At 35.5% G+C, this 19,904-nt stretch carries 16 protein-coding genes; all 16 read right to left on the reverse strand.

Going from position 1 to position 19,904, the window contains the following annotated elements; all coding sequences use genetic code 11:
• Positions 1-15: 15 nt before the first annotated feature.
• On the reverse strand, positions 16-2,295 hold the full coding sequence (locus VHP32_09665) for a Wzz/FepE/Etk N-terminal domain-containing protein (protein ID HEX2788161.1): 2,280 nt from the start codon (positions 2,293-2,295) through the stop codon (positions 16-18).
• On the reverse strand, positions 2,295-2,924 hold the full coding sequence (locus tag VHP32_09670; protein HEX2788162.1) for a TolC family protein: 630 nt from the start codon (positions 2,922-2,924) through the stop codon (positions 2,295-2,297). The genes VHP32_09665 and VHP32_09670 overlap by 1 nt, the downstream gene beginning before the upstream one ends.
• A 95-nt stretch (positions 2,925-3,019) precedes the next feature.
• Positions 3,020-4,345 carry a UDP-glucose/GDP-mannose dehydrogenase family protein gene (locus tag VHP32_09675; GenBank protein ID HEX2788163.1) on the reverse strand — a complete coding sequence of 442 codons (1,326 nt, stop codon included), beginning with the start codon at positions 4,343-4,345 and terminating at the stop codon, positions 3,020-3,022.
• A gap of 55 nt (positions 4,346-4,400) precedes the next feature.
• Positions 4,401-4,952 (reverse strand): dTDP-4-dehydrorhamnose 3,5-epimerase, encoded by a 552-nt coding sequence (rfbC, locus tag VHP32_09680; protein ID HEX2788164.1) that lies wholly within the window; start codon positions 4,950-4,952, stop codon positions 4,401-4,403.
• On the reverse strand, positions 4,952-5,818 hold the full coding sequence (gene rfbA, locus VHP32_09685) for a glucose-1-phosphate thymidylyltransferase RfbA (protein HEX2788165.1): 867 nt from the start codon (positions 5,816-5,818) through the stop codon (positions 4,952-4,954). Before rfbA ends, rfbC begins: the two co-directional genes overlap by 1 nt.
• Positions 5,818-7,626 (reverse strand): sugar phosphate nucleotidyltransferase, encoded by a 1,809-nt coding sequence (locus tag VHP32_09690; GenBank protein HEX2788166.1) that lies wholly within the window; start codon positions 7,624-7,626, stop codon positions 5,818-5,820. The genes rfbA and VHP32_09690 overlap by 1 nt, the downstream gene beginning before the upstream one ends.
• Positions 7,623-8,198 carry an ATP-binding protein gene (locus VHP32_09695; GenBank protein HEX2788167.1) on the reverse strand — a complete coding sequence of 192 codons (576 nt, stop codon included), beginning with the start codon at positions 8,196-8,198 and terminating at the stop codon, positions 7,623-7,625. The genes VHP32_09690 and VHP32_09695 overlap by 4 nt, the downstream gene beginning before the upstream one ends.
• A gap of 21 nt (positions 8,199-8,219) precedes the next feature.
• Positions 8,220-8,558 carry an STAS domain-containing protein gene (locus VHP32_09700; GenBank protein HEX2788168.1) on the reverse strand — a complete coding sequence of 113 codons (339 nt, stop codon included), beginning with the start codon at positions 8,556-8,558 and terminating at the stop codon, positions 8,220-8,222.
• Between the two features lie 33 nt (positions 8,559-8,591).
• Entirely contained in the window at positions 8,592-10,028 is a 1,437-nt protein-coding gene (locus VHP32_09705) for a glycosyltransferase family 2 protein (GenBank protein HEX2788169.1), read from the reverse strand.
• Positions 10,029-10,031: 3 nt separating this feature from the next.
• Complete coding sequence (locus VHP32_09710) at positions 10,032-11,600, reverse strand: response regulator (protein HEX2788170.1); 1,569 nt, start codon at positions 11,598-11,600, stop codon at positions 10,032-10,034.
• Between the two features lie 38 nt (positions 11,601-11,638).
• A complete protein-coding gene (locus VHP32_09715; GenBank protein ID HEX2788171.1) occupies positions 11,639-13,747 on the reverse strand; it encodes a thiamine pyrophosphate-dependent enzyme in 2,109 nt (702 codons plus the stop codon).
• The gene (locus VHP32_09720) at positions 13,747-15,408 is read right to left on the reverse strand and encodes an iron ABC transporter permease (GenBank protein ID HEX2788172.1); all 1,662 of its coding nucleotides are present in this window, start codon (positions 15,406-15,408) and stop codon (positions 13,747-13,749) included. Before VHP32_09720 ends, VHP32_09715 begins: the two co-directional genes overlap by 1 nt.
• Positions 15,401-16,402: an ABC transporter ATP-binding protein gene (locus VHP32_09725; protein ID HEX2788173.1), complete on the reverse strand. Its 1,002-nt coding sequence runs from the start codon at positions 16,400-16,402 to the stop codon at positions 15,401-15,403. The genes VHP32_09720 and VHP32_09725 overlap by 8 nt, the downstream gene beginning before the upstream one ends.
• Positions 16,403-16,407: 5 nt before the next feature.
• On the reverse strand, positions 16,408-17,442 hold the full coding sequence (locus VHP32_09730) for an extracellular solute-binding protein (GenBank protein ID HEX2788174.1): 1,035 nt from the start codon (positions 17,440-17,442) through the stop codon (positions 16,408-16,410).
• 1 nt (position 17,443) lies between these two features.
• Positions 17,444-18,346, reverse strand: a complete 903-nt coding sequence (locus VHP32_09735; GenBank protein HEX2788175.1) for a PIG-L family deacetylase — start codon at positions 18,344-18,346, stop codon at positions 17,444-17,446.
• A 123-nt stretch (positions 18,347-18,469) separates the two neighbouring features.
• Positions 18,470-19,870, reverse strand: coding sequence for a sigma-54 dependent transcriptional regulator (locus tag VHP32_09740; protein ID HEX2788176.1), 1,401 nt, complete (start codon positions 19,868-19,870; stop codon positions 18,470-18,472).
• Between the last annotated feature and the right edge of the window lie 34 nt (positions 19,871-19,904).

A 19,904-nucleotide genomic window follows, 5' to 3' on the forward strand; every position in this document is an offset into this window, starting at 1 on the left:
AGATTAAAAATAATTTTAAGAGACGGATGTATCCTTCAACTTCTTTTTAGAAAGGTTTCTTTTGATGATGCTTTTAGTAACCCTTCTTGCCCAGCTTCGTTTCTTGTAAAAATCCCCGTAAATTTCTTCAATATATTCAGTCGATAAATTATTCAAAATTGCCCCGATGAATTTAGGATCCATTGAATTAAGAATTTCAATTGAGTTTTTATCCGACTCTTCAATGACATTATTTGCAGAGAATACTGAGATTACTGCATCGGAAATATTCGAGAGCTCTTTTGAATCAGAATATTTATTTAATGCCGCACCTTCCATAAAAACTATGTCATAACCTTTAGCAAGCTCATGAATCTTTTTATTTAGATTATCGATTCCTCCAATTTCATCCGGAGAATATGAACCTCCCTTGCTGCCTGCAATATCGATATTTCCCATTGTTGTTCTTGAAATCACTTTATCTGCGGGTAAAGTTTCTTCAAGATATTCTTCAAACACAGGTGAAGCATTAAAGCTTGAGGTCAACGAAGGATGAGAGAAATTTGTATCAATTAATAATACTCTTTTATTAATCAGCGCCAGAGAGTATGCAAGACAGGAAATTATAAGAGATTTGCCTGCACCTTTTTCGGTGCTTGTTACAAGAATTATTCTTTTGCCATTCAATTTTTTCAGTATTTCAAATCTCAATGACCTCAATAACTGTTTAAACAATTCCGAATCTCCGTCAAGTTCTCTGTCACTAAATAACTCTCTTAAATTTATCTGAGATTTTTTAAGACGGTTCAAAGTTCCAAGAAGTTCAATATTCGTAAGCTTGAGAAAATGCGCAGGACTTTTTATTGTCTGGTCTAAATATTCGATTACGAAAATTAAAATTACCGTCATTAAAAGACTAACTACTCCAGCAAGTATAACCGTAAGCATCTTTTTTGATGCTTCCGGCTTATTTGCCGGTTCGCCGTATTCGGTTTGCTTTAATGAATTTCCAAGATTCATTGTATCGAATCTTGAAAGATTGAGACGGTTCAAAACCATTAGATATACATCTGATGCAACCTGAATCTCTCTTTCATATGCAGCTATTTCGGCTTCCTTAGGGGCGTAACTTTGAACCTGAGCATCCAACCTTGCAAGTTCTTTGTCCATCGACTTGGTGCTGTATCTTGCAATTTCCAGATCAACTTCATATCCTATTCTTCGAGTTACAAGTTCATTCTTTGAGGTGTTAGGGTCGAGCAGAAAATCATCAGCACCGCTTACAATTTCAACCTCAAGCTGTTTTTTGGTTGCTTCAATTTCATCCTTTAGTGCCTGGTTAGTATATCCCTGAGTAATTAAATCATCGGTTAGTCTTTTAATCTTATCTTTAAGTTCAACGATTCGCGCATTATACGTTCTTGAGTTTGCTTCGTAATATAATTTATCTTTATTTGTAAATTTATTATTAATTAATTTTATTGCTTCCTGAAGAGCAGGAATTTTTTTGTTTTCCTCTTCCCTTGCAATTTCAAGCTCTGCCTTCTGGTCAACTAATGATTTTGTCTGTTCATAAAGATTGATAACCCCATTCGCCATTTTGTACCTTTTCAGTTCATCGACTTTTTCATCAAGTTCTTTTTTCTTTTGCTCGGATAAATCCGCAAAGAAATTAATAGTTGCATCACTTTTTACTGCAGTTAATTGCTTATAATATCTTATAAACTCTGTAACTTCCTCGTTTACTACATAAGCAGACAGGTCAGGGTTTTCGGATTCAAATTCAATTTTAATAAAATCGCTTGTTCCTTCCCTGTTTATTTTTAATTTGTTATACAATGCAGAATAATCATACTTCATGCTTTCAAGAAGCGCAATAATTCCTCTTTCATCTTCAATAGCATTTGTCAGGGAAGCCATTGAATCAATTTTTTCATTTAAAATTCTGATAACATTATTCTTTGCTTCCTGATTTAAAGTCTGCATTAACTTGCTCGGCTCGCGGAATGGAGGAGAGCTGGTTAAATCATGCCGCAATAATTTGTAACCAACTAAATCAACAACTTTTTTTGAGTTCATCAACTCAATCAAGTTGCCGAATTTATTCTGAATGTCGAATTGCTGTATTGCCTGACCTTCTGTTGTAAGAGAGAGTTTTGTCTCGTCTGTTATGCCTGTTGAAAGCTGAGCAGACGACTTATAAACATCAGGAAGATTTTTTACAAGAAGATATGTTATGATTACTGCAATTGACGGCAGAACAATCAACAATAGCTTTCTTCTCAATAAAACTTTTATGAAGTGTATTAAATCCATTATTTAAATATTTCCTCCCATTGTTTGCCTAAAATTTCTTCGAGTGCAGCTTTACTCGAATACATTTCCGAAAGCGATACAATCTGCTTTTCCTGGCTGTCTGTATATGCGGTTAATGCAGAATTATATTGTTCAAGTGTTACCTCGCCGTTTTCATATCTGTATCTCACAAGCACTAATGACGATTGCACGTCATTCATAGCATCCGTTCTGATTCTGAGCATCGAAATATTTTGTTTAAATACCCAATACCTTTGAATTACTTGGGTTCTTATGTATAATCTATGAGTCATTAAATTCGCATCTGCAATTTTTACTTCTTCCTCAGACTGTCTTATCACACTCGGAACTCTGAAAAGCATTCCAAGATTTACCGTTAAACCGACCCCGAATCTCTGTGATTTATCCTGTGAATTTGTTGTTGTGCTTGTTACGCTCGGATCAAAAAGATACGCAAAGTTAATTGCATCCAGCCATGACCATTTTGATTGATGAAGTTCTTCCTCCGCCTGAACTTTTTTACTCCTGTATGTCTGCGGCATAGGGTTATTTAGCCATGCAATATTAACAAGGTAAGCAACGGTATCTGTGATAGGTGGATTTGGGGGAATGATTTTATTGGTATCCAATTGAGAAAATGCGGTATTTGCACAAAACAAAAAAACAATAAAGACAGTAAAGTAAAACTTCATATTTTTTTAAATTTCGTTTTGCAATTTCAATTTTACAATTGAGCGTTTCTGCCGATACTGTAATAAGTAAAGCCGGCTTCCTTCATTTTTTCAGGAGCAAAAATGTTTCTTCCGTCAAATATCAACGGTGACTTTAAATCTCTTTTAACATCTTCCAAATCGGGATTCCTGAATTCATTCCATTCTGTCAATATTAATAAAGCATCTGCATTCTTTAAAGCATCCATTTCGTTATCCATATATTTTATTGTATCTTTCAGATAAAACTTTGCAGTTTCATTCGCCGCAGGGTCATACGCAGAAATCGTTGCGCCATTCTTTAAAAGCTCATTTATAATAACTACTGAAGGAGCTTCTCTCATGTCATCTGTATTGGGTTTAAACGCAAGTCCCCACACTGCAAAATGTTTTCCTTTGATGTTGCCGTTGTAATACTTCATTATTTTTTCAACAAGAACCTGTTTCTGTTTTTTATTTACCTTATCAACTTCAGTCAGCAATGTCATCTCGGAATCATTTTCCATCGATGTTTTTATTAAAGCATTAACATCTTTAGGGAAACAAGAACCGCCATAACCGATTCCTGCGAACAAAAACCTTTTACCAATACGATTGTCCGCACCCATTCCTTTTCTTATGAGGTCTATGTTTGCACCTGTCTGTTCACAAAAATTAGCAAGCTGATTCATAAATGTAATTCTCATCGCGAGATATGAATTTGCTGCATACTTTGTTACCTCCGAGCTTGCGGTATCCATTTCAATTATTGGATTCCCCTGACGGACAAACGGCTCATATAACTCTTTCATTATTGAAAGAGCTTTTTTATCACTGCTTCCGATTACGATTCTGTCCGGCTTCATAAAATCCTCAACAGCATAACCTTCTCTCAAAAACTCCGGATTAGATACAATCGCAAAGTTATTAATTCCGTGCTTGCTTATTTCACCGGCAACCTTGCCTGCTGTTCCAACAGGAACAGTGCTTTTATTAACTATTACTTTAAAATCTTTAATTTTTTCATCAGCCATTATCTTTCCGATGTCATCGGCTACTTTCATAACATATTGCAAATCAGCCGAACCGTCTTCACCTTGCGGGGTCGGCAAACAAAGAAAAATAACCTCGCATTCCTTGACAGCTTTCTTAAGGTCATCAGAAAAGGTTAACCTTTTCTTTTCTATGTTTCTATGAAACAAAAGCTCAAGTCCGGGCTCATATATTGTAACTTCTGAGTTTCTTAGCTTCTTTAGTTTTTCTGGCGAGTTATCAATGCACAAGACCTGATTACCCATTTCTGCAAAGCAAGTTCCGGATACTAACCCGACATATCCGGTTCCAATAATTCCTAAATTCATATTTTAGCTATATCCTGTAGTTTGTTCACAAAAATATCTGTTTTTTATTTAATTATCAGTTAAAATAAAAATCTTTTTCTATTTCTTTGAATTTTTTTGATTCAGAATCTTTCTTTGAAAGATTTAATGCTTCAACTTTCCAATCAATGTTCAAATCTTCATCGTTGAAAATTATGCTTCGTTCATCTTTCTTACTGTAATATGCTGTGCATTTGTACATAAAAATTGCCTCATCGGATAAAACTGAAAACCCATGAGCAAATCCTTTTGGTATCCAGATTTGTTTATGATTTTCTTCATTCAATTCTATTGCATAATGCTGTCCGAATGTCGGAGAACCGAATCTTATATCAACCGCAACGTCAAGCACTCTTCCGAGCAGCACCTGGCAAAGCTTTCCTTGCGCATTTTCGCCGATTTGGTAGTGTAAACCCCGTATTGTTCCTTTCGTTGACTTTGAAATGTTATCCTGAATAAATTTTTCATTCATCCCTGCTTCGCTATATTTTTTCTCGGAATAACTTTCGAAGAAAAATCCTCTGTTATCATTGAAAACATCCGGTTCAATTATCAAAACATCTTTTAAGTTCGTTTCGATTATTTTCATTAACCAACATCATTTAAAAATTTTTCAAGATAAGACCTGTATAAAGAATTTGGCATGCCGGCAATTAATTTTTCAAGCTGTGTTCTATCAATAAAATTATTTCTGTAAGCAATTTCTTCAAGGCATGCGACTTTTAAACCCTGCCTGTCCTCAATGACACCGAAGAAATTCGATGCCGCAAGCAATGATTGAGGCGTCCCCGTATCGAGCCATGCTAATCCTCTTCCGATTTTTTCAACCCGAAGCATTTTTCTTTTCATGTATTCCTTATTCACGTCAGTAATTTCAAGTTCTCCGCGAGCAGATGGTTTCAGACTTTTAGTAATTTCAACAACATCATTATTATAAATATATAAACCCGGCACTGCGTAATGTGATTTTGGCTTTTCTGGTTTCTCTTCTATTGAAATTACGTTTCCTTCCTTATCAAATTCAACTATGCCGTATCTCTCCGGGTCATTGACCTGATAACCAAATATTGTAGCACCATGATTATTCTTCAACGCATGATAAAAGAAATCCAGCCGTCCATAAAAAATATTGTCTCCCAAAATCAAAGTTACACTGTCATACCCGATGAATTTTTCTCCAAGAATAAATGCTTCAGCAATTCCATTTGGTGCATCCTGAACTGCATAGCTGATTGATATTCCCAAATGCTTCCCGTTGTCAAAAAGTTTCTCATATAAGGGAATGGTTTCTTTATTAGAAATGATAAGTATGTCAGTAATTCCTGCAAGCATCAAAATCGACAATGGATAATAAATCAACGGTTTGTCATAAATTAATGTTAATTGCTTACTGTAAATTTTTGAAACAGGATACATCCTCGAACCTGCTCCTCCTGCAAGCACAATTCCTTTCATTAAATTGCTCCCTCTCTCTTCACAACAGATTTAAATGTTTCGAATAATACTTTTAAATAACCTTTATATGTTTTAAACTCACCATACTCCCCGAGATATTCCTTATCCTTATAATCAATATTTTCCATTACGGACTGCATTGTATCGTGCAATGCTCTTTCTTCTGCAGTGAGATTTGAACGCCCTCTTGCCTGCCAGAATCCTGCCAAGCCAAGCTTACCCTGAAACCGCACCTGCGCGGTATCTGATAAATCAAGTTCCCCGTCGCCTTCGGAAGTTTTTAAACCTTTAATTAATAATTCATCTGCTTCATAAGTCGGTAATGCCCAGATTCCGACTAAACTCATTTGCCCTTTAAGAACATTCCAGAATAGCGGCAATTCATCAATAGATGTTTTTCGTAAAAACCTTCCTACCTTTGTAACTCTGGGATCATTTTCTATTTTTCTGAACGGACCTGAATCATATTTATTTTTTAAATCTGCAATTCTCTTGTCCGCATCGGTGTACATTGTCCTGAATACATAATATTTCACCGGCTTTTCTTTGAAGAAAACATACCAGTGGCTTCCTTTTTTTTCTATCTCAGGAGATTTTAATCTTTTTGAGACATAAAAAACCGGACCCTTTGAATCAAGTTTAATTAAAATTGCGACAATCAGAAACAAAGGAGACAAAATCAAAAGCATAAAAAATGCCACTACTCTGTCGGTTGCATTAATCAAAAATAAATTGATTTTTGTCTTTGTCGGGACAATGTAATGCGACATTAAGACTTTGTCATCATCAATGAATACACCAAAATTATTTGGGATGCTTAAATGATAATTCTGATTAACGACAGATTCTTTCAGCTCAACATCTTTACCTACATAAGTATTACTTAAGATTACCGACTCCTGAATTTTTGCTTTTTCATCTATGCACACTTCATCACCAATTACTAACGGACCGACCAGCTCAACGCCATCGCGTATCTCACAATTCTTGCCGATTAAAACGCTTCCCTTTGCGTTTTCATAAACTCTTCTGTTTATTTTTGTCGAAGGGTCAATTTTTATGTTTCCCTTAACCGTAAAGTCATCGAACCCATATCCCGGCACTTTTCCTGAAACAGCATCGAGATTCACTTTCCAATACTCGCTTAAACTTCCTATGTCGCTCCATATGCAATCCGTCGGATAAGCATAAAATGGTGTATTTAATTCAAGCAATTTCGGAAAAAGTTGATAACCAAAATCGTATTCAACTTTTGGAGGAATTAAACCAATAATTTCAGGCTCGAGTATGTAAATTCCTGTGTTAATTAAATTTGATTTTGCTTCCTCTTTCTTTGGTTTTTCCTGAAAACTTATTATTTTATTTTCCTTATCCGTAACAACTACACCAAATTTTGAAGGGTCATCGACTTTTTTTGTAGCAATAGTAACTTTGGCTTTTTTCTCGCGATGAAACTTCAGCATCTCTGTTAAATCAATATTCGTGAAACCGTCACCGCTTAAAATCACAAATGTCTCATCAAAAAAACTTTCTGTTCTTTTTATTGCTCCTGCAGTTCCAAGCAATTTTTTCTCAATAGAATATGAAATATCTACGCCGAATTCTTTTCCGTCTTTAAAATATTTATCGATTGCCTCAGGAAGATAAAAAAGATTAATTTTTATTTTGGAAATATTATGTCTTTTGCAGAGATTAATAATATGCTCTAATGCGGGCTTGTTAACTATCGGAAGCATTGGCTTGGGGATGGTCAAAGTCAGTGGCACTAATCTTGAACCGATTCCTGCAGCTAGTATGAATGCTTTCATATAAAGTCTTTAACGCTTTTCTTTAACAAAAAGGTATCAACACCTTCATTTGTTCTTTTATATGAAAAATGTTTTGAAAGCGATGTTATCAGTAAAATGCCGTAATGTTCCGGAATATTGTCAAGTGATTCTTCTTCAGAGTTAACTTTTTTATGGAAAAAAAATAACTCTTTTTCACCAAGCACTTTGCACAACACCTGATTTTCAGGGTCGTTATATAAAATAAATTCTTTACCGTGAATTTTTTGGGGATAAGGAGGGTAATAATTATCTATTTCTTCTCCGCTTGTACTTTTGACGGGTTTAATCATAAATCCTTTACCTTTCATCTCCATCTCGATTATCATATGCTCATCTTCAAGTCCGTAAGTAACTTTTATGTTATCGGTATATCCGTGGAGAACACAATTGGAAAAAAGTTCATACATTATCAGCTTCACATCATTCATAAAATCAGCTTCCAGTTTCTTGTTTCCGAAGGTGATTATTGACCTTGCAAAGGATTCGGTAACATCGCTTACGAAATGCACATTGTCTATTGATGACGGAACGTATAGAATAATTTTATCCATCAGTAGTAGTTAGGATTATGCTTAGAAACTGTTTATTGCATCCTGTTTATTATCAAAAATCTCAAACACTTTATATAATCTTGTCAATTCAAACATAGCTCTCACAGGCGCTTGTAACTCAACAACTTTTATGTCTCCTTTTATTGCAGTTACTTTTTTTAAGCCGGAGACAACAGCTCCGAGAAATGAACTGTCAACAAATTCAACGTTTGATAGGTCAAGAATTATTTTTTTCTTCTGGTCGTTATCAATAAGATTAAACAAGAAGTTTTTAAAATCTTTAACTACGTCAACCGTTGCCCTTTTAAGATTTACCTTGATAATGGTTACTCCATTTTCTTCGGTAACTTCATAATTCATTGAATCTCCTTTTTGATTTTATTTATTGTAAGCTTAAACTCTTTGGACTTTTTCCCACACAACGTTCTGTCTGCCTTTTTTATATCTCATAAAACCTGCAATTGCCGCAACGTTCATCATTGTCAGCACAAAAGGCAGATAAAAAACTTTGATCTTAATTCTTCTTTGTTCCAGAAAATATCCTATAAGTGCCAGTGCATAAAATACTATTTGAAGCAATAAAATATAAGTATAAAATAAAGAATTATTAAACGTAAGAATGACATTGATTAAAAAAATAATCGGCAGCAGAAATGGAACAACCGCCCATCTCAGAACACGATGAGAGATATATTCAAACGAAAGCACTCCGAACTTAAAAGGATTAAGTAATGGTCTTAACCAGTTAATAGACTGAAATCCCCCCGCAGCAATTCTAACACGACGTTTATATTCTGATTGAACATTCAAAGTCGGGTCTTCCTCTGCATAAGCATCCGGTTCATATACAACTCTATAACCGCGTTCGGCAATCTGCATGGATAAAACAAAATCCTCGATGATTGCATTATGCTGAGCTCCTTCTCCCCAAAGTTCTTTTCTGACCGCAAAAATTTCTCCCGCTGCGCCGACTGCGGAATAAACATCGGAGTCCATTTTTTTCAAGTAAGATTCGTATTTCCAATACAATCCTTCGCCTTCACCGCTCGTTGATTTCTCGTTAGTCTTAACTCTCTTTTCACCTGCAACACAGCCGACAGACTTATCTCTGAAATGTCTTGTGAGATTTGTTAAAGATTCTTTATTGAACATCGAATTTGCATCGGAGAAAACAAAAATCTCACCCGTTGCAGTTTTTACAGTCCGGTTAACCTGCGAAATTTTTCCTTTGCGTTCGATGTCTTTTGTTACAAACACACGCAGTTCATTTTCAGATTCACCTTTGAACATACTATCCATCTTTGATTTTGCCCCGGGGGTTATTCCTTCAGAAGAAAATTCAGACATTTCAAGTTTTTTTGTCAGCTCATCGAGATATTTTTCTTTCGATTTTATATCTGCTTCATCAAACTGCATAAAGTGAACATATAGCTCTTCATCCTTTGATGTAATATCCTTAAAATTTATTTCCTCAAGGAAATTGTCATAATATTCATTTATTGTTTCATCATTTATATCACCTTGCTCAAATGCAACTGCGAAAATTACTTCGAGCTTGTCTTTTGGATAATCAAGATTATATGTATTAATAATTTTCTCTCGGATAATTTCGCTTGTTTCACCCGATGCGGAAATTATCATACTGACAGTCGGATAATATTCCTCGTTTTCAGAAACAAGAAATTCCTGTTTAATTGAATTATACGGTTTAGGAAGAATTTTTTTAAGAAAGGAAACTTTTGAAATGAGAGTTATTAGAATTCCATAACCTATGTAAGAATAAAAAACTATGATAAGAAAAAACCAGAATAGAATTTCTAATATAATCACTATTTAATTATGATTAGTCCTTTGAATTCCAATCAATGTAATATCATCGTCAAAAACATTCTGAGTATATTTCATAAACGAATCTTTCAGCTGGTCGAATTTTAATCCATTCGTTGATTTGCCTTTTAATGTTTCAATTACCTGGCTCATTCCGAATGCCTTGCCGTCCTTGCTTCTGGAATCCGTGATGCCGTCAGTAAAAATAATCATTTCATCTTCAGGTTCCATCTGTATTTGTATGTTATCATATTCACCATCCTCGGAGATTCCCAACAATAAACCTTGAGACTCAAACTGGTCAACATTACCTGTTGCAGCACGATGAACAAGAATCGATAAATCACCTGCCCCTGTATATTCGGCAGTATAATTTTTTCTGTCAAGAATCACGCAGGTTACTGTGCTGAATATTTCAGATACCTTAGCATCTTTGTATATTGCTGCATTTACATTTTTCATTACATCACCTGCATTGAGAACATTGATACTATTGATTGCAACTCTGATTGCACTTCTTATGTATCCTATAAAAGAAAAAGTAAAAAACCACGCCCCCCATTGCTTGCCCATAACGTCGCCTACAATAATCACCATTCTGTCATCATCGACAGGAATATAATCTAAAAAATCACCGCCGGGCATTCCTTTGTATGGAATGTGGAGCTGTTTAATGAAAAATCCATCGAGCTGTCTCGGCTTTTCAGGAACTACTTCAATTGAAATCGACGAAGCAACCTGCTGAAGCTCAAGAACGGATTTTCTTCGTTCCTTATTTATAGTGTCTAAAACATTCTTAACTTTTATCCCAATTACTTTAGGATTTTGTGCTTTAGAAATAAAATCTTTTATGTCTAAATCGTATCCTTCGATTATGGAGCTTTCTTCTTCAACCGAAGTGAGAAACACGAATGGGATTTCACTTAGAATCGGATCTTTCAAAAGCATCTTCCTGAATTCGAAACCGCTTATGTCCGGCATAACCAAGTCCGATAAAATTAAATCCGGTTTTACCTGTTTAACTTTTTCCATTGCCTCAGTAACGTTCATAACACTCACACATTCAAGACCTTTTTTCTCTAAAGTTTGAGTAAGAACTTTTTGGAGTACAGGATCGTCATCAAGAATTAATATTTTATATTGTTCGTCAGTAAGGTTAGCATTGATTTTCTGTCTGACACTGAATTGTTTATAAATTTCAACGCGTTTTAATAAAGACTGAACTTTCAATAACAAATTATCAACATCAATGGGTTTTGTTATATAATCATCTGCACCCAAGCTCAATGCTCTTGCTCTGTCTTCAGGAGAATCTTTCGAAGAAACGAATATAAACGGCAGTGCTTTATATTTTTCTTCCTGACGCACGTTGTTGCAAAACTCAAATCCGTCCATGTCATCCATTACAATATCACATAAAACCAAATCAATATCATTTTCATTAAGAAGCCTCATTGCATCTGAAGCTTTATCGGTTTCAATAACATCATAACCGTTTTTTTCTAAATTTTTAATAATGATTTTTCTGGTAACTAAATCGTCGTCTATTAAGAGTATATCTTTATTCGAAGGCATAAATGAGTAATGTGTAAAATACCTGTTTTAATATTAAATTAGTAACCTAATAATTGGTTGAAAAACTTTGCAACTTTTTCTGCACTCGGCAGCATTTCTTTTTCAAGTCCCATATTTAAAGGAACAGCAGGAACGTTAACCGAACCCATAAACTCAACCGGTGCATCCAGATACTGAAAACATTCTTTTGCAATTCTTCCGGCAAGTGATTCGGCAAATGAATTCATAATTTGTTCCTCAGTCAAAACCAGACACTTTCCGTGTTTTCTAACCGATTCATAAATTGCTTCTTCATCCAGTGGATTTAAAGTTCTTAAATCCAGAATTTCAATGTGTCCCGGAAAATTCTTTGCGGCATTTAATGCCCAATGAACTCCCATCCCATAAGTAACCACGACAAGAGATTCACCTGATTCAATTTTTTTATCATCTGCTTTCAAAAAAATTCTCGCCTTACCAAACGGCACAATATAATTCTCATCCGGCTCGATTGATTTTGCAGCATCCGTTCCGGGAACTTTGCTCCAATAGAGACCTTTATGTTCAAACATCAAGACAGGATTCGGGTCATAAAACGCCGCTTTCATCAATCCCTTCATGTCAGCTGAGTTGCTCGGATATGCAATCTTAATACCGCGAATCGGCAGATAACTCGACTCAACGCAATCGGAGTGATAAGGTCCGCCACCGCCGTATGCCCCAACGGGAATCCTTATGATGCTCGACACAGGAAACTTCCCACAGGTTAAATAACAGGACTTTGAAAGCTCAACCACGAGCTGGTTCATACCCGCCCAGCTGTAATCAGCAAACTGAATTTCAACAATCGGCTTTATTCCGACTGCGCTCATTCCCGCAGTCGAGCCGACAATATATGCTTCTTGAATCGGAGTATTGAATACACGATTATCACCATACTTCTGCGCAAGAGTTGCTGCTTCTCTGAATACGCCTCCCAATCTTCTGCCTACATCCTGTCCGTATAAAATCGCTTCAGGATGTTTTTTCATTAGCTCATCGATTGCATGCAAAGCAGAGTCAACCATAATAACCGGCTCAGCACCCTTTGGCTCGCGCTCACCTTTTTCTTCAGTCACGGGAGTTTCTGCAAACTCATACATAAACAAAGTTTCAGCTGCAGGGTCTTTTGCTTTCACTGCTTTATCAAAATCACTCTTTGCTTTTTCAGCCGCATCATTTTCAATTTTTGAAATTTCATCTTCACCTATTCCCAAATCAACCAATACCTGTCTTAACTTCGGAATCGGGTCGTCTTTATAATGCTCCGTCAAATCTTTTTCTGTTCTGTACCATTCTTTGCGCACGCCTGATGTATGATGCCCCAGCAATGGAACAGATGCATGAAGCAATACCGGACTTCTTTTCTTGCGAATGTATTCAAAAATATCTCGAACTTTCTGATACGACTTAATAAAATTCGAACCGTCAACTTTCTCACGTTTCAATCCTTTGAATCCCGCAGCAAATTCATAAGCATCCATCGCGCGCATTTCATCTGCATAAGCGGATATTCCCCACTTGTTATCCTGAATCAGATAAAGTATAGGAAGCTTTTTTAGCACTGCCATTTGAAACGCTTCCGAAACTTCACCTTCTGTAATCGAGCCGTCACCAAGCGAACAAACCACGACAGGTTTGTTTTTGCTTTTGCCCTTTAGATTTTTTTCCGATTCAATATATGAAATTCCATGAGCCATTCCAGTTGCAGGAATTGCCTGCATGCCCGTTGCACTTGACTGATGCGGAATTGTCGGATAGCCGGGTTTTTTAACCGACGGATGATTATAATAACTTCTCCCTCCTGAAAAAGGGTCATCTCCTTTTGCAAGTAGCTGAAGCATAAGCTCATAAGGTTCAAATCCAAGCCCGAGCATTATCGACTCATCACGATAATAAGGACTTAAATAATCATACTCTTTTAACTGAAATCCAACCGCAAGCTGAATTGCTTCATGTCCTCGCGACGTTGAGTGCACATACTTGCAAATCTGCCTGTTGTCATCGTATATCTGTGCCATGTTTTTTACAAGACACATTTTATAATACGCCTTCATCAAAAGGTCATTATCGATGCCGTCTGATTTTTCTGTTTTCTCTTTTTTTATTTCTTCTTCAACTTCAAGCATTAAACTGCTATCCTTTCATTTAAATATTTTCTTGTTATGTAAACTGTAATTATTACAAATGCAAATAATAAAATTCCATAAACTGCTCCCGCTCCTGTGTTATACATTCTTAACTGCGAATAAATTTCTATCGAGACTGTTCTTGTTGCATAGTTATAAAGCAAAATTGTTGATACAAACTCTCCCATCGAGTTAATAAACACAAGCAATGAACCGTTTATTATCGAAGGAAGTATTAACGGAAAAATTATTTTCCTGAATGTATAAAATTTATTAGCCCCAAGCGAATATGACGCTTCTTCAAGTGACTTATCTAAATTATTCAATCCTGAAATCGTCGATTGCGTGAACAAAGGAATATTCCTGATTGTATATGCAATCGGCAAAATGATAAACGTTCCAACCAGCGGTGCAATCGTTATCCAGTTCGGTGTATTAAAGCTCAAAATTAATGTCAAAGCTATGACCGTTCCCGGTATTCCATAAGGAAGCGAAATGAATATTTCCGTAATCTTCGAGAAAAATGATTTCCCTTTTGTGATTTGCAGAGATGCAATCAATCCGATTAACATACATAGTGCAACAGTTACCAAAGCCATTTTAAAGCTATTAAGAAACGGTGTATATATCGCCGGGTCTTTAAACAAGTTTATATAGTTAGCCAGCGTCAATGATTCTTTAAAAATATTTCTCAGCAATGCGCCTTCAGGAATCAATGATAAATATAATAACGCAAGCAAAGGAAGCAGAATAATCGTAATCATTAATGTTACTAAGCCAATGTTCAACGCTCCTGCGTTTTCTTTTGATTGCTCACCTTGAATTCTTATCGTTCCTTTAGATGATAACTTATAATCGGTCTTTTTTCTGAATTTTGTAAAAATAATTAATGAGATTAAAGAAATTATTACTAATAATAATGAAAAAAGAGATGAAACAACTGTGTCGCCATTTATTTTATTGTAATAAATCGAAGTTGTTATGAATTTTAAATTACCTCCAAAAATGAAAGGTGCAGAAAATGAAGCCATGCTTGCCATGAACACCAAAAGTGATGCTCCGATTATTGCCGGAAACAAATGCGGTAATATAACACTAAAAAAAGTTTTTACTTTATTAGCCCCCAGAGTATAAGATGCTTCTACTAAGCTATGATCTAATTTTTTCAATGATGCCGATAAAAACAAATAAAAAAATGCATAGAATGAATACAAATGAACAATAATTATTGCAGTCCATCCGTCAAGAGAAGGAATGATCTTCGAACCTGCTATTAATTCTGATAATCTTATCAAAATTCCGTTATCACCGACAAGATACAAAAACGCAACTGTTCCAATAATAGGCGGTGTGGCAATGGGAATTAAGATTAATGAAGAAATTATTGATTTATTTTTCAGTCTTTTAAAATGAATAATATACGCTAAATAAGTCCCAATAATACAGCTTCCAATAACCGAAATGACTGAGAGCAACAAAGTATTTGTAATGGATTCAATGGAAGTAAAATTATACAGTATAAAACCAACTGCAAACCAACTTTCTTCCTGGAATAAACTTTCTTTTACCAAAATTATCAGCGGGTAAATAATATATCCCGCTATGAAATAAATCAAAAGCAGGTATAAAATAACCGAACCGATTAAAGAAGCTTTACGCAATTAAAACTTTCCTGTTTAAATTTTGCGGAATGGAAATTCCGACAGCATCACCGATTTTAAAATGGTTTCCTGATTTAGAAACCATAAACGATCTGAAAAACTTATCACCGTATTTAATGAAATACTCCGTTGTTAAACCGTTGAACTGAATATCTGAAATAATCAAATCTTGATTAACATTTTCATTCGATAAAAATAATTCCTCGGGAAGCACAACTAAGTTTTTATTGTTCTCTATGTTTAATCCAAAAAACTTATTGCTCTCTTCCGCATTAAAAAAATTCGCATGGCATATAAAATCAGCTACAAAATAATTAACAGGATTATAATATACATCAATAGGATTTCCCAACTGTTGTAGCACACCTTTGCTCAACACCGCTATTCTGTCACTCAATGCAAGCGCCTCTGATTGGTCATGCGTAACATAAACCGAAGTAATCCCGGTTTCTTTTTGAAGCCGTTTTATTTCTCCGCGAGTTTCCAAACGCAGAATATAATCAAGATTTGAAAGCGGCTCATCGAACAAAATTACTTTCGGTTCAATCACAATTACGCGCGCAAGCGAAACTCTTTGCTGTTCACCTCCGCTAAGATTTGTTACTCGAACATCAGTTTTATCAGTAAGCTTAACTTTTTCAAGAACGTCATAAACTTTTTTTCTTATCGTCTCCTTAGATTCTTTCTTAATCTTCAATCCGTATGCAACGTTTTCAAATACAGTCATGTGCGGAAACAACGCATAGTTCTGAAAAACAATCCCTATATCTCTTTCTTGCGGAGATTTTTTAGAAATGTTTTCACCGTTCAGCACAATATCCCCGCTTGTTGCAGTTTCAAGTCCCGCGATTATCCTGAGAAGCGTCGTCTTCCCGCATCCGCTCGGTCCGACTATTGAAAAGAACTCTCCTTTGTTTATACTGAGAGAAATATTATCAAGAACTTTTTTTGTTTCGAAGCTTTTGTTGACATTTTTTATCTCTAAAAACGACATCGATGTTAGTTGCCTTTGCCTTTAATTTCGCTGTCCCATTTTTTCATCCATTCGGATTCTTTTTCGGAAATCATTTCCCAATCAAGTTGCATTTCCTTATACTTCGCATTTTGAATCCAATCAGGAAGCTTATCTTTCGGAATATCCGTCCTCGACGGAATCCTGTAAAACTTATTCGCCTGCAAAATCATTGCTTCCTGCGAAGTAACAAACTCATAAACTTTTTTTGCATCCTCGGGATTTTGTGAATTTGCAACCAGCGCTATTCCATCCACGGCAACTACAGTTGATGGCTGTGGAAAATTATAATCAAAAGGATAATTATACAACTTCGATTGCAAAATTATATCGGGCATATTCCAGAGCGTAACAGGTGTTTCATTGCTCGAAAGTTTCAGATACATTTGTGTCGGGTCGGCAGCATAAGAACCTGTATTTCTGTCCAGTGCTTTAAGCCATTCAAAACCTTTAACATCACTGCCCGTTTGCTTAACAGAATTTTCAACCATTGCAGAATAAATTATTCTCATCGTTCCCGATGCCATCGGATTTCTAATTACAAACTTATTATCCCATGCAGGCGCAATAATTTCTTCCCAGCTTTTCGGAGCGGTCTCTTTTGTTAAAACTTTATTGTTGAAAGAAATCACCTCGGGAGTTAAAAAAGTCCCGTACCAAAAATTATTTTTGCTTTTATGATTTGCTGAAATTGAACTGCTCCAGCTTGGTGTATACTGTGCAAGCAAATTTTCTTTCTCCGCTTTCATAAACAACGTTGACGGCGACCCCCACCATATATCCGCCTGCGGATTCGCGCTTTCATTGCGGACCCTGTCATAAACTTCCTGCGAACCCATATCCAACCACTGAACATCGATTTCAGGATTTGCTGTTTCAAACTGTTTCTCAAACTCAGCAAGCATTTCCTTGCCGTGAGGAGAATATACCACAACTTTTCTTTTAGAATCACCGCAACTTATTAGCGAAGTGGTGAGCAGTGAAATGGTAAATAGAAATATTATATAAAATCTAGTTTTCAATTTATTCCTGATATTCTTTTTTCTTATAAGTTACTTCTTTTAATTTTTCAAATAGCTGTCGCGTCTGCTCGACTTTACTCTTATCATTCATGTCAAAGAAATAATATTTTTCATAATCACCATAGTTCATTCCCAATTGCATAGTTCCTTGTGATTTGTGTTCGGCAATCAGCCAGTTCACAATTATTTTGTAATTCAATCTATCATTAAATCCAAACGGTGTTGTTCTGTCAAAAGTAAAAATCAAATTATCATCAGTAAAACTCGTAAGCGGAAATTCTTTCAATCCCCTATATACAAAATTCGTGGTATCATTTATATTTTGCCCTCGTCCTCCAAGCACAACAGGTCTTTTTTCAATCGGCATTTCATTTACAGTTTCCAGCATCAAAATTCCAACCGAACTGTGATGCGCATGAGTTGTTTCCGTCGGAATCAAAACAAAGACATAATCATATCCTTCTCGTTCGATTAATTCTTTCATCTGACTCTTGACATAAGGGACATTCCATACGCTGTCCAGCACTTCGCGAATATTGTTTGTGTATTTATGGTCTTTTTGTTCTAAGAAATAATAATTTTTCACCCCGATAATATCCCCGCCGTTTTTCAATTCCTTTTTTCTGATTTCCGGCAAAAATTTTCTTCCGACTTCTTCGTCAGTAAGCTCCAAGCCATATATATCTTCCGACAAAGTTGAATATTTATAACCACCCTCGCCGTTTGTAACTAATAAATAATCAACCTGACCTTTTAAATCATGTGTGATTTTATAGACTGAAGCGGCAAAAGTCGCATCATCATCAGGATGCGCAATTGCAACCAGAACTTTGGGAGAATTTTGAGGAAAAATTTGAGCAGAAAAGCTAAAAAATATAAAAAAAATGAGGAGTAATTTTCTCATAATGACAAAATTACTCAATAATTTTATAATAATTTAGTCTATTTAATGGAATGTTATGGCATGAAAAACATACATCCCGCGTATAACCCCCAACCCATCGTATACGCGGGACATTATGGAGGATTAATAATACGAGTTCAATTTAATGCCTTTAAACTCCTTTGGATTAATTCCAAGTCTTATGATTTTCTGCCGCAACGTTACCGGATGAAAATTAATGTCTCTTGCTGTGGCAGTAACATTACCGCGGTTAATGCGCAGAAATTTCTTTATGAAATTCATTTCGAAATCGCGAACACGTGCACGTTTGTTTTTATTAAAATCATTTGACGCAACCGCTTCTTTATATTCACGTGAGTAACTAAGTCTTTCCGGTAGATAATCGGTAGTGATTTTTTCACCCTCACAAAGTATAGTGCATCGCTCAGCAACATTTTTCAATTCCGTTACATTACCGGGCCAGCTGTAGCTTAAAAGAATTTTTTTAACTTCAGGAGAAATATCTTTTATCGTTTTACCGTTTTTTTCTGAAAATTCTTTTACAAATCTTTTAAAATAATAAATAATGTCATCAGGTCTTTCTCTCAAAGGAGTCAGGAAGAAATCAAATACATTTATCCTGTAGTATAAATCCTGAATAAACTTTCCATCTTTTATCAGATTTTCAAGATTATCACTTGTAGAAACAATTATTCTCGCATTCGTTGTCTGAGTTTTTGAATCTCCTATTCTCGTGAACTGCCTGTCTTTTAATACTCTCAGGATTTTTATCTGAACCAAGGGGTCAATTTTTCCGATTTCATCAAGAAATATCGTTCCGTTATCTGCAATTTCAAAATAGCCCTTGTGGTCGCGAATTGCTCCTTCAAATGAACCTTCAATGTGTCCGAACAATTCTGATTCAAGTGATTGTTTCGGAATCGATGCGCAGTTCACCACAACAAAATGCTGTTTTCTTCTCGGAGAATTTTCGTGGATGTATTTTGCAAGCAATTCTTTTCCTGTTCCGTTCTCGCCTGAAATCAAAATTGTCGAATCCGAACTAGCAACTTTTTTCACTTCACCTAAAAGCATTCTTAACTGTTCGTTGTCGGTCAGAAATTCGGTTTTGTCTTCGACTTTATCCAACTCATATTTCAATAATAAATTTTCTTTTATTAGCGCTTGGTGCTCCATGCCTTTATCAATTGAAAGCAGCAATTCTTTTTTATCAACCGGTTTTGTTAAATAATCATAAGCACCTATTCTTATAGCTTCAACTGCAGACTTAATTGTTCCGTATGCTGTAATCAAAATAATCATAATATCCGGGTCAATCTCAAGAGCTTTTTTCGTAAGCTCAATACCGTTCATGTCCGGCATATTTAAGTCGGTAACAATTACATCATATTTTACTTTCTTCATTTTCGTCAGCGCCTCAAAACCATCCGAAACAATGGTTACGTCATTCTCTGCGCTTTCTAAAACTCTTTTGATGATTTGTTGAGAGGTATTTTCATCATCAACTACTAAAATTTTTTTCATAGTCTATTTGCTATTATTAATTTCGATTTAAGTT

This window comes from Ignavibacteria bacterium (assembly GCA_036262055.1).
Taxonomy (GTDB): Bacteria; Bacteroidota; Ignavibacteria; order Tepidaquicellales; family Tepidaquicellaceae; genus DATAJP01.

Coding starts and splice junctions, on each gene's coding strand:
- VHP32_09665 (HEX2788161.1), bottom strand. CDS start 2,295: ATGGATTTAATACACTTCATAAAAGTTTTATTGAGAAGAAAGCTATTG.
- VHP32_09675 (HEX2788163.1), bottom strand. CDS start 4,345: ATGAATTTAGGAATTATTGGAACCGGATATGTCGGGTTAGTATCCGGA.
- rfbC (HEX2788164.1), bottom strand. CDS start 4,952: ATGAAAATAATCGAAACGAACTTAAAAGATGTTTTGATAATTGAACCG.
- rfbA (HEX2788165.1), bottom strand. CDS start 5,818: ATGAAAGGAATTGTGCTTGCAGGAGGAGCAGGTTCGAGGATGTATCCT.
- VHP32_09690 (HEX2788166.1), bottom strand. CDS start 7,626: ATGAAAGCATTCATACTAGCTGCAGGAATCGGTTCAAGATTAGTGCCA.
- VHP32_09695 (HEX2788167.1), bottom strand. CDS start 8,198: ATGGATAAAATTATTCTATACGTTCCGTCATCAATAGACAATGTGCAT.
- VHP32_09700 (HEX2788168.1), bottom strand. CDS start 8,558: ATGAATTATGAAGTTACCGAAGAAAATGGAGTAACCATTATCAAGGTA.
- VHP32_09710 (HEX2788170.1), bottom strand. CDS start 11,600: ATGCCTTCGAATAAAGATATACTCTTAATAGACGACGATTTAGTTACC.
- VHP32_09715 (HEX2788171.1), bottom strand. CDS start 13,747: ATGCTTGAAGTTGAAGAAGAAATAAAAAAAGAGAAAACAGAAAAATCA.
- VHP32_09725 (HEX2788173.1), bottom strand. CDS start 16,402: ATGTCGTTTTTAGAGATAAAAAATGTCAACAAAAGCTTCGAAACAAAA.
- VHP32_09735 (HEX2788175.1), bottom strand. CDS start 18,346: ATGAGAAAATTACTCCTCATTTTTTTTATATTTTTTAGCTTTTCTGCT.
- VHP32_09740 (HEX2788176.1), bottom strand. CDS start 19,870: ATGAAAAAAATTTTAGTAGTTGATGATGAAAATACCTCTCAACAAATC.